Source organism: Pseudomonas sp. AIG, assembly GCF_977020205.1.
Genome location: NZ_CDROCK010000064.1, coordinates 26,524 through 36,966 on the forward strand (window position 1 = coordinate 26,524; position 10,443 = coordinate 36,966).

Consider the following 10,443-nt stretch of genomic DNA (forward strand, 5'->3'; position numbering starts at 1 on the left):
CTCGCCAGCCTGACGCAAACCTCGGAGCGCTCCTGTTGAGGATGAATAAAGTGCGTATAATCCGCCGCCATGACTCGAACTCGATCCCCCCGTACCAAGAAAAAACCAGCTTCCAAGGGCCTTAGCCCGTGGTTGAGCTGGGCCATTAAACTCAGTCTGGTCGGCCTTGTCGTGCTGGCCGGCTTCGCCGTTTACCTTGATGCCGTGGTGCAGGAGAAGTTCTCCGGCAAGCGCTGGACCATCCCGGCCAAGGTCTACGCGCGGCCGCTTGAGCTGTTCGTCGGACAAAAGCTCAGCAAGGACGATTTCCTTACCGAACTCGATGCCCTCGGCTACCGTCGCGAAGCCGTGAGCAATGGCCCTGGCGCCGCAGCCGTCAGCGGCAATACAGTCGATCTGAATACCCGTGGCTTCCAGTTCTATGAAGGTCTGGAGAAACCGCAGCCGGTGCGCGTGCGTTTCTCTGGTGATTACGTCGCTGAGCTGTCGGCGACCAACGGTTCGAAGCTGTCCGTGGTGCGTCTTGAACCGCTGATGATCGGCGGCATTTATCCGAAAAATCTCGAAGACCGCATTCTGATCAAACTCGATCAGGTGCCGCCGTACCTGCTCGAAACCCTGGTCGCTGTCGAAGACCGCGATTACTACAGCCACTGGGGCGTGTCGCCGAAGTCGATTGCCCGTGCTATCTGGGTCAACACCTCGGGCGGCAAGATGACCCAGGGTGGCAGTACGCTGACCCAGCAGTTGGTGAAAAACTTCTACCTGACCAACGAACGCAGCCTGACCCGCAAGCTCACCGAAGCGATGATGGCGATGCTGCTGGAACTGCATTACGACAAAAAGGAAATCCTTGAGGCCTACCTCAATGAAGTCTTCGTCGGGCAGGACGGCCAACGTGCAGTGCACGGGTTTGGTCTGGCCAGCCAGTTCTTCTTCGGCCAACCGTTGTCCGAGCTGAAACTGCATCAGGTGGCGTTGCTGGTCGGCATGGTCAAAGGCCCGTCTTACTACAACCCGCGTCGCAACCCGGAGCGTGCGCTTGAGCGTCGCAACCTGGTGCTCGATGTGCTTGAGCAGCAAGGCGTGGCGACGGCCGAACAGGTCGAAGCGGCGAAAAAAATGCCGCTGGGCGCGACCACTCGCGGCAAGCTTGCCGACAGCTCGTTCCCGGGCTTCATCGATCTGGTCAAACGCCAGTTGCGTGAAGACTACCGCGACGAAGACTTGACCGAAGAAGGCCTGCGCATCTTCACCAGTTTCGACCCGATCCTGCAGATGAAAGCCGAGGCCTCGGTCAACGACACCTTTAAACGTCTGGCCGGGCGTAAAGGCTCCGATGACGTGGAAGCGGCGATGGTCGTGACCAATCCGGAAACCGGCGAAGTCCAGGCCATGATCGGCAGCCGTCAGGCCAGTTACGCCGGTTTCAACCGTGCGCTGGATGCGGTGCGACCGATCGGCTCGTTGATCAAACCGGCGGTTTATCTCACCGCACTGGAGAAACCGAGCCAGTACACCCTGACCAGTTGGCTGTCTGATGATCCATTGTCGGTCAAAGGTGCGAACGGTCAGGTGTGGAAACCGCAGAACTATGACCGCCGCTCCCACGGCACCGTGTTCCTCTATCAGGGCCTCGCGCATTCCTACAACCTGTCGACCTCGCGTCTGGGCCTGGAAGTCGGTGTGCCGAATGTGTTGAAAACACTCGGTCGTCTGGGTGTAACGCGTGAATTCCCGGCCTTTCCGTCGATGTTGCTCGGTGCAGGTGGCATGACGCCGATCGAAGTGGCGACCATGTACCAGACGCTGGCCAACGGTGGTTTCAACACGCCGATGCGCGGGATTCGCAGCGTGCTGACCGCCGAGGGCGAACCGCTCAAGCGTTATCCGTTCCAGATCGAGCAGCGTTTCGACCCCGCCTCTATCTATCTGATCCAGAACGCCATGCAGCGCGTGATGCGTGAAGGTACCGGCAGCTCGGTTTATAACGTGCTGCCCAAGACCCTGACGCTGGCGGGCAAGACCGGTACCAGTAACGACTCCCGTGACAGCTGGTTCGCCGGTTTCAGTCAGGATCTGCTGGCGGTGGTGTGGCTGGGGCGCGACGATAACGGCAAGACGCCGTTTACCGGTGCGACCGGTGCGCTGCAGGTCTGGACCAGTTTCATGCGCAAGGCCGATCCGCTGCCGCTGGACATGCCGCAGCCGGACAACGTCGTGCAGGCGTGGGTCGACTCGCGTACCGGGCAGGGCTCCGACGCCAACTGCCCGGGGGCGGTGCAGATGCCGTATATTCGCGGCAGCGAACCACCACCCGGCGCCGCGTGTGCGGGCGAAACGCCTGCCTCCGGCGAATCGGTGATGGATTGGGTCAAGGGCTGGATGAATTAAGCGAAGAGGGTTTCAAGTGAACAAGTGGTTGATTCCAGCGGTGACCGCCGTGGCTTTGCTCAGCGGCTGCTCTACCGTACAGCGTGGTTCGATCCCGGTGGTTGATTCCGGGACTGCGGTGTCCAACAGTGAACGTATTTCGGCCAATGGCGGCTTCCGTCAAACCACCGTAAAGCGTCCTGCGCAAGCGCAGACTCAAGCGATCCCGCAAGGCGATACCGGCGTGGTGGTGATGGTGCCGGGTGGCGGCGCAACAACGTCCGCGCCGATCAGCTCTTCGCCGATTGTGCCGGGCCCTGCGTCCGGTGGTATCACGGCAGGCCCGTACAACCCTTCAGCGGTTGAATCGGCGCCGGTCAACACGGGCAGCTACAGCATGCCGTCGACGCCGAGCGGTATTCCCTCGGCCAGCAGCGGCGGTGGCCTGTCGGCGGATGAGCAACTGGACGGCCCGGTACTCGCCTTGCTGACGACAGCTCAACAGCAGCAGGCCGGTGGCGACCTCAATGGCGCGTCGTCCAGCCTGGAGCGCGCCCAGCGTGTGGCCCCGCGTGAACCGCAAGTGCTTTATCGTCTGGCGCAGGTGCGCATGGCCCAAGGCGATGCGCCGCAAGCCGAGCAGTTTGCCCGGCGTGCGCTGACCATGGCCAACGGTCGTCCGGACCTGCAAGCCAACCTGTGGGAAATCATCGCTCAGTCCCGCGAGAAACAAGGCGATTCCGCCGGCGCCGCTCAGGCCCGTCAGAAGGCCAAGGTTTCGCTGTAATGGATGCTCGCTTCCCGAAAATCGCCGATCAGCTGTTGCTGATCGAGCGTGAACTGCGCACTCAGGGCTGGTGGGATGAAGTTCAGCCGTCAGCAGAAGCGTTGAGCAGTGTCGAGCCGTTTTCGGTCGATACGCTGGATTTCGAGCAGTGGTTGCAATGGATCTTCCTGCCACGCATGAAGATGATCCTCGAACAGGATCTGCCACTGCCGAATGCCTCGGGGATTCAGGAAATGGCCGAGATGGTCTTCGCCCAGCGCAATCTGCGAGGCAAGGATCGTCAGCTTCAGGTGTTGCTCAAAGAGTTTGACCTGCTGATCACTGCCTCGCGCTGATACCGAGTCTGTGTAGGAGCTGCCGAAGGCTGCGATCTTTTGATCTTCAAAGCCAAAAGATCGCAGCCTCGTTTCACTCGACAGCTCCTACAGTTCTGCAGATGCCTATTGGCAATTCTCGGCTATCTGCTTCTGAGCCTCGACAATGCGCTCCTGGCGCTGTGCATCGTCCAGCCGGCGCAACTGTCCCTCCACTTCCTCCCTCAAGCGCGGATTGTTCTGCAATTGCGCCAGATTCGTGCGTGCCTGCTCGCAAAACTGCTTGAGCTGCGCCTGTTGGTCGGCCACCTGTTTCTTCACCTTGTCATTGATAGTCTTCTGATCACCCAGCACGCCACTGCCCGGCATTGCCGCCGATTTCGGTGGAGGCGAGGAGGGCGTCTGCATTGTCGTCGATGACTGACCCTGTGGCGGCTGCGCATCGAAGTGCGTGACCCCTTGAGCATCGACCCATTTGTAGATTTGAGCGGCCATGCACCCTGGGCTGAGGCCGATCAGCAGAGTAAGGAGGAGCGTTCGCATGCTGATTCCTTGGCAAAATTGCGCAATTGACACTAACAGAGTAGCGGTTTTCAGGTTTTTTCTTGCGTTCTCATGTGCTTACCCACAATTAACCATAGAGACGGCTTGACTTGGAGAGGGCGAAACAGAAGAATCCAAAGTCCGCTGTAGAGGGACTGCCAGAAGCAGACCCACTCGGTAGATCATGAGGCGCACATCCGCGCCGACCTGTTACACCCGCAACGCGTTACCTCGCGCTGGGTGGGAAAGGCCCGCAAAACTTGGGACGATCCCAATACTTGCTCAGTCAGTGCTGACGTAGTCGGCGACCACCGTCGCTCATGCTCTGCCGAGAAGTAAACCTATTAAGACCCGCCCCTTTTTTGTGGACGGTATTCTGGCGTTTTAGAGGTGAACAACGTGGAGCTTTTATCTGGCGGTGAGATGCTCGTCCGCTTTTTGCGTGACGAAGGCGTCAAATATATCTACGGGTACCCGGGTGGTGCTCTCCTGCATGTTTACGATGCCCTGTTCAAAGAACCGGAAGTGACTCACATCCTGGTTCGTCACGAACAAGCGGCAACCCATATGGCTGACGGTTATGCCCGTGCCACCGGTAAAGCCGGCGTGGTATTGGTGACGTCCGGTCCTGGCGCCACAAACGCCATTACCGGTATCGCGACCGCCTATATGGACTCGATTCCAATGGTGATCATTTCCGGTCAGGTGCCCAGCACCATGGTCGGCACCGATGCGTTCCAGGAAACCGACATGATCGGTATCTCCCGGCCGATCGTGAAGCACAGCTTCATGATCAAGCACGCTTCGGAAATCCCGGAAGTCATGAAGAAGGCCTTCTACCTGGCGCAATCCGGTCGTCCGGGCCCGGTCGTGGTCGATATCCCGAAAGACATGACCAACCCGGCCGAGAAGTTCGAATACATCTTCCCGAAGAAAGCCAAGCTGCGTTCCTACAGCCCGGCCGTTCGCGGTCACTCCGGGCAAATCCGCAAGGCGGCAGAAATGCTCCTGGCGGCCAAGCGCCCCGTGATGTACTCCGGTGGCGGCGTGATTCTCGGCAACGGTTCCGCACCGCTGACCGAACTGGCGAAAATGCTCAACCTGCCAGTGACCAACACGTTGATGGGCCTGGGCGGTTTCCCTGGCACTGATCGTCAGTTCATCGGCATGCTCGGTATGCACGGCAGCTACACCGCCAACCTGGCGATGCACCATGCTGACGTGATCCTGGCGGTCGGCGCGCGTTTCGACGATCGCGTGATCAACGGCGCGGCGAAGTTCTGCCCGAACGCCAAGATCATCCACATCGACATCGACCCGGCTTCGATTTCCAAGACCATCAAGGCCGACGTGCCTATCGTGGGTCCGGTTGAGAGCGTCCTGACCGAAATGGTCGCGATTCTCAAGGAAATCGGCGAGACCCCGAACAAGGAGTCCGTGGCCAGTTGGTGGAAGCAGGTGGATGAATGGCGCGGCGATCGCGGCCTGTTCCCTTACGAAAAGGGCGACGGCAGCAAGATCAAGCCGCAGACCGTGATCGAAACCCTCTGCGAAGTGACCAAGGGCGATGCCTTCATCACCTCCGACGTCGGTCAGCACCAGATGTTCGCGGCGCAGTACTACACGTTCAACAAGCCTAACCGCTGGATCAACTCCGGTGGTCTGGGCACCATGGGCTTCGGTTTCCCGGCGGCCATGGGCATCAAGTTGAGCTTCCCGGATGACGACGTTGCCTGTGTCACCGGTGAAGGCAGTATCCAGATGAACATCCAGGAACTGTCGACCTGCCTGCAATACGGCTTGCCAGTGAAAATCGTCATCCTCAACAACGGTGTTTTGGGGATGGTGCGTCAGTGGCAAGACATGAGCTACGGCAGCCGTCACTCACACTCCTACATGGAATCGTTGCCTGACTTCGTCAAGTTGGCTGAAGCCTACGGTCACGTTGGCGTACGCATCACTGAATCGAAAGATTTGAAGTCGAAGATGGCAGAAGCGTTCGCCATGAAGGATCGCCTGGTGATCATCGACGTTTCGGTCGACACCAGCGAGCACGTCTATCCGATGCAGATCAAAGACGGCTCGATGCGCGATATGTGGCTGAGCAAGACGGAGCGTACTTAATCATGCGGCACATTATTTCCTTGCTTCTGGAAAACGAACCCGGCGCTTTGTCTCGCGTAGTCGGCCTGTTCTCGCAGCGCAACTACAACATCGAAAGCCTGACCGTGGCTCCGACCGAAGACCCGACCCTGTCGCGTCTGACGCTGACCACTGTTGGCCACGATGAAGTCATCGAGCAGATCACCAAAAACCTGAACAAGCTGATCGAAGTGGTCAAGCTGGTGGACCTCTCGGAAAGTGCTCACATCGAGCGCGAACTGATGCTGGTCAAGGTCAAGGCCACTGGCGCCCAGCGCGCCGAGATCAAACGCACCACCGATATTTACCGTGGACAGATCGTCGATGTCAGTGCCAGCGTGTATACCGTTCAATTGACCGGTACCAGCGACAAGCTCGACAGCTTCATTCAGTCCATCGGCACCGCCTCGATTCTGGAAACCGTCCGTAGCGGCGTGACCGGCATTGCCCGCGGCGACAAAGTACTCAGCATCTAAACCAAATTAGCGAATGGCCTGAACGGCCTGGATATAAAGGGGAAATTCATGAAAGTTTTCTACGATAAAGACTGCGACCTGTCGATCATCCAGGGCAAGAAAGTTGCCATCATCGGTTACGGTTCCCAAGGTCACGCTCAAGCGTGCAACCTGAAAGACTCCGGTGTCGACGTTACCGTTGGTCTGCGTAAAGGTTCGGCCACTGTTGCCAAGGCTGAAGCTCACGGCCTGAAAGTGACTGACGTTGCCTCCGCGGTGGCTGCTGCCGACCTGGTCATGATCCTGACCCCGGACGAGTTCCAGTCCTCCCTGTACAAGAACGAAATCGAGCCGAACATCAAGAAAGGCGCCACCCTGGCCTTCTCCCATGGCTTCGCGATCCACTACAACCAGGTTGTTCCGCGTGCCGACCTCGACGTGATCATGATCGCGCCGAAAGCACCAGGCCACACCGTACGCTCCGAGTTCGTGAAAGGCGGCGGTATCCCTGACCTGATCGCGATCTACCAGGACGCCTCGGGCAATGCCAAAAACGTTGCACTGTCCTACGCCGCCGGCGTTGGCGGTGGTCGTACCGGCATCATCGAAACCACCTTCAAGGACGAGACCGAAACCGACCTGTTCGGCGAACAAGCCGTTCTGTGCGGCGGTACCGTTGAACTGGTAAAAGCCGGTTTCGAAACCCTGGTTGAAGCTGGCTACGCGCCGGAAATGGCCTACTTCGAGTGCTTGCACGAACTGAAGTTGATCGTTGACCTCATGTACGAAGGCGGTATCGCCAACATGAACTACTCGATCTCCAACAACGCTGAGTACGGTGAGTACGTGACCGGTCCGGAAGTGATCAACGCCGAATCCCGTCAGGCCATGCGCAACGCCCTGAAACGTATTCAGGACGGCGAATACGCCAAAATGTTCATCAGCGAAGGCGCAACCGGCTACCCTTCGATGACCGCCAAGCGTCGTAACAACGCCGCTCACGGTATCGAAATCATCGGCGAGCAACTGCGCTCCATGATGCCGTGGATCGGTGCCAACAAGATCGTCGACAAAGCCAAAAACTAAGTCGTCCTTCTTGTACGGAAAACGCGGCCTCGGCCGCGTTTTTTCGTTTGAGCGTGTGGTTCTGGTATAAAGCTGCAGCGTTTGTGGCCGAACTGTCGTCCTCAAGCACCTGTCGAAATTTCTCCAAACCGTTGCAAGGTAATGTCCATGAGCGAACGTCCCGAAGAGCCGAACAAGGCTTCTGACGCCGAAAGCCTGCTGCCCATCGATGAGCACATCGAAGAAGGGCACGACGCAGAAGGTCGTAAAGTCCGGCATCGTGGTATCTATCTGCTGCCGAATCTGTTCACCACTGCGAACCTGTTCGCAGGGTTTTACTCCATCATCAACTCGATGAGCGCCCAGGCGGCATTGAGTGCGGGTGACTCGGCGAATGCGAGCAAGTACTTCGCTTTCGCCGCGATCGCGATTTTCGTCGCCATGGTGCTCGACGGCCTCGATGGTCGTGTGGCGCGCATGACCAATACGCAAAGTGCCTTCGGTGCCGAGTACGACTCGCTGTCGGACATGGTCGCGTTCGGTGTTGCGCCGGCGCTGCTGGCGTTCGGCTGGGCGTTGGGCGACATGGGCAAGGTTGGCTGGATGGTCGCCTTCATCTATGTGGCGGGCGCGGCGTTGCGTCTGGCGCGTTTCAATACTCAGGTGGGTACGGCTGACAAGCGCTATTTCATCGGTCTGGCCAGTCCGGCGGCTGCCGGTGTGGTGGCGGGGATCGTCTGGGCATTCAGCGATTACGGCATCCAGGGTTCGAAGATGTCGTTCCTGGTCGCACTGATGGTTGCGGCGGCCGGCATGCTGATGGTCAGCAACATCAAGTACAACAGCTTTAAGGAGTTGGATCTGAAAGGTCGCGTGCCGTTCGTGGCGATCCTTGCGGTGGTGCTGGTGTTCGCCGTGGTCTTCAGTGATCCGCCGCGCATTCTGCTGCTGGTGTTCCTCGCCTACGCCGCTTCTGGCCCGGTGCAGTACCTGTTGCATCTTCGTCGACACAAAAAAGCCGAGTGATGTAATTTCACGCATACTCCGCAGTCTATGGGTGCATCTGTCCTCCAAAGCTGCGGAGTTGCCATGCTGATCAAAGTCCCCAAAGCGTCCGACTGCCATGAGTCGGATGTCACGCCTGAATCCATTTATCTCTCTCGCCGCCAATTACTGGGGGCCACTGCTGCCGGTATCGCCGTCAGTAGCCTGCCACGTTGGGCCAATGCCGACGATGCAGCGCGGTATGCCGATGTCGAACCCGGTAAAGCGCTTGCCTGGTTTAACGACAAGCTGGCCTCTACTAAATGGGGGGCAGTCAACGTCAAGGATGAGGCAATCACGCCTTATAAAGACGCCACCCATTACAACAACTTCTATGAGTTCGGAACCGACAAGGGTGATCCGGCAGCTAATGCCGGCTCACTGAAAACCGAACCATGGAGCGTAGTGATCGACGGGGAGGTGGGTAAGCCGGGGCGATATGCGCTGGAAGACTTCATGAAGCCGTATCAAATGGAGGAACGTATCTATCGCCTGCGCTGTGTCGAGGCGTGGTCGATGGTTATTCCATGGATCGGCTTTCCGATCTCGGCGCTGCTCAAGCAGGTCGAACCTACCTCGAATGCCAAATACATCCGTTTTGAAACCTTGCAGGATCCGAAGAGCATGCCCGGTCAGCGCTCTGGTTTCGCCTTGATCGATTGGCCTTATGTAGAAGGCTTGCGATTGGATGAGGCGATGAATCCATTGGCGATTCTGGCGGTGGGCATGTATGGCCGTGAGTTGCCGAACCAGAACGGCGCGCCGCTGCGTTTAGTAGTGCCGTGGAAGTATGGCTTCAAGAGCGTCAAATCCATTGTGCGTATCAGTCTGGTCAGCGAGCAGCCGAAGACGACCTGGCAGAGCATTGCGGCAGACGAATACGGTTTCTATGCGAATGTGAACCCGACGGTTGATCACCCGCGCTGGACTCAGGCGCGTGAGCGGCGTCTGCCAAATAGCCTGTTCAAACCGAATGTGCGTGATACGCAGATGTTCAATGGCTACTCGGATGAAGTCGCTTCTTTATATAAAGGGCTCGATCTGCGGAAGAACTACTGATGCGATTTCCGTTCTGGCGTATAGGCGTTTTCATTTCGGCGGCGATCTGGCCGATGCTCTGGTTGTATCAAGCACTTGAGGATTTGCTCGGCCCCGATCCTGGCAAAGTGTTGGTCGATCGGCTGGGGTTGGGAACCTTGGTGTTGTTGCTGATCACCCTGAGCATGACGCCGATGCAGAAACTCACCGGTTGGGCGGGGTGGATTGCGGTTCGCCGGCAGTTGGGGCTTTGGTGTTTCGCCTATGTGGTATTGCACCTGTGCAGCTATATGGCGTTTATCCTGGGGTTTGATTGGTCGCAGCTGGCGGTCGAGTTGCGCAAGCGGCCTTACATAATAGTAGGGGCTTTGGGTTTTCTAGGATTGTTGGCATTGGCGGTGACGTCCAACCGCTACAGTCAGCGTCGGTTGGGCTCGCGCTGGAAGAAGCTGCATCGCCTGGCGTACGTGATTCTGGGCTTGGGTTTGCTGCATATGCTGTGGATCGTGCGCGCCGATCTTGAGGAATGGGCGATCTATGCCTTTATAGGTGCGGTGCTTCTGGTGCTGCGCATTCCGCCAGTGACGCGTCGTATCCCGCGTTTGCTGGCTAAAAAGCAGGTTTTGCAAGAAAAGCGAAATTAACGGTTGACGGCAGATTTCAGATGTCTATAATTCGCCCC

At 58.0% G+C, this 10,443-nt stretch carries 10 protein-coding genes; 9 read left to right on the forward strand and 1 reads right to left on the reverse strand.

The features are described from left to right. Positions 1–69: 69 nt before the first annotated feature. The 3 genes from mrcB to ACWR1S_RS27340 are packed head-to-tail and all read left to right on the forward strand — an operon-like array spanning position 70 to position 3,495. Complete coding sequence (gene mrcB / locus ACWR1S_RS27330; protein ID WP_454565682.1) at positions 70–2,394, forward strand: penicillin-binding protein 1B; 2,325 nt, start codon at positions 70–72, stop codon at positions 2,392–2,394. A gap of 16 nt (positions 2,395–2,410) precedes the next feature. Further along, complete coding sequence (locus ACWR1S_RS27335; protein ID WP_454565683.1) at positions 2,411–3,160, forward strand: hypothetical protein; 750 nt, start codon at positions 2,411–2,413, stop codon at positions 3,158–3,160. After that, positions 3,160–3,495, forward strand: a complete 336-nt coding sequence (locus ACWR1S_RS27340; RefSeq protein ID WP_454565684.1) for a YqcC family protein — start codon at positions 3,160–3,162, stop codon at positions 3,493–3,495. Before ACWR1S_RS27335 ends, ACWR1S_RS27340 begins: the two co-directional genes overlap by 1 nt. A gap of 105 nt (positions 3,496–3,600) precedes the next feature. Here ACWR1S_RS27340 and ACWR1S_RS27345 read toward each other — a convergent pair whose 3' ends face one another. After that, positions 3,601–4,017, reverse strand: a complete 417-nt coding sequence (locus ACWR1S_RS27345; protein WP_454565685.1) for a DUF4124 domain-containing protein — start codon at positions 4,015–4,017, stop codon at positions 3,601–3,603. 399 nt (positions 4,018–4,416) lie between these two features. Here ACWR1S_RS27345 and ACWR1S_RS27350 point away from each other — a divergent pair, with 399 nt between their 5' ends. From ACWR1S_RS27350 to msrQ, 6 genes are all read left to right on the forward strand, one after another. Beyond that, positions 4,417–6,141, forward strand: a complete 1,725-nt coding sequence (locus ACWR1S_RS27350) for an acetolactate synthase 3 large subunit (protein WP_141127884.1) — start codon at positions 4,417–4,419, stop codon at positions 6,139–6,141. A gap of 2 nt (positions 6,142–6,143) precedes the next feature. Beyond that, a complete protein-coding gene (gene ilvN, locus ACWR1S_RS27355) occupies positions 6,144–6,635 on the forward strand; it encodes an acetolactate synthase small subunit (protein WP_003176102.1) in 492 nt (163 codons plus the stop codon). A gap of 48 nt (positions 6,636–6,683) precedes the next feature. Beyond that, on the forward strand, positions 6,684–7,700 hold the full coding sequence (gene ilvC / locus ACWR1S_RS27360) for a ketol-acid reductoisomerase (RefSeq protein WP_003228216.1): 1,017 nt from the start codon (positions 6,684–6,686) through the stop codon (positions 7,698–7,700). Positions 7,701–7,847: 147 nt separating this feature from the next. Beyond that, the gene (gene pssA, locus ACWR1S_RS27365; RefSeq protein ID WP_016983477.1) at positions 7,848–8,705 is read left to right on the forward strand and encodes a CDP-diacylglycerol--serine O-phosphatidyltransferase; all 858 of its coding nucleotides are present in this window, start codon (positions 7,848–7,850) and stop codon (positions 8,703–8,705) included. Between the two features lie 63 nt (positions 8,706–8,768). Continuing rightward, positions 8,769–9,782 carry a protein-methionine-sulfoxide reductase catalytic subunit MsrP gene (msrP, locus tag ACWR1S_RS27370; protein ID WP_454565686.1) on the forward strand — a complete coding sequence of 338 codons (1,014 nt, stop codon included), beginning with the start codon at positions 8,769–8,771 and terminating at the stop codon, positions 9,780–9,782. After that, positions 9,782–10,405: a protein-methionine-sulfoxide reductase heme-binding subunit MsrQ gene (gene msrQ, locus ACWR1S_RS27375; protein ID WP_454565687.1), complete on the forward strand. Its 624-nt coding sequence runs from the start codon at positions 9,782–9,784 to the stop codon at positions 10,403–10,405. Before msrP ends, msrQ begins: the two co-directional genes overlap by 1 nt. Positions 10,406–10,443 lie beyond the last annotated feature (38 nt).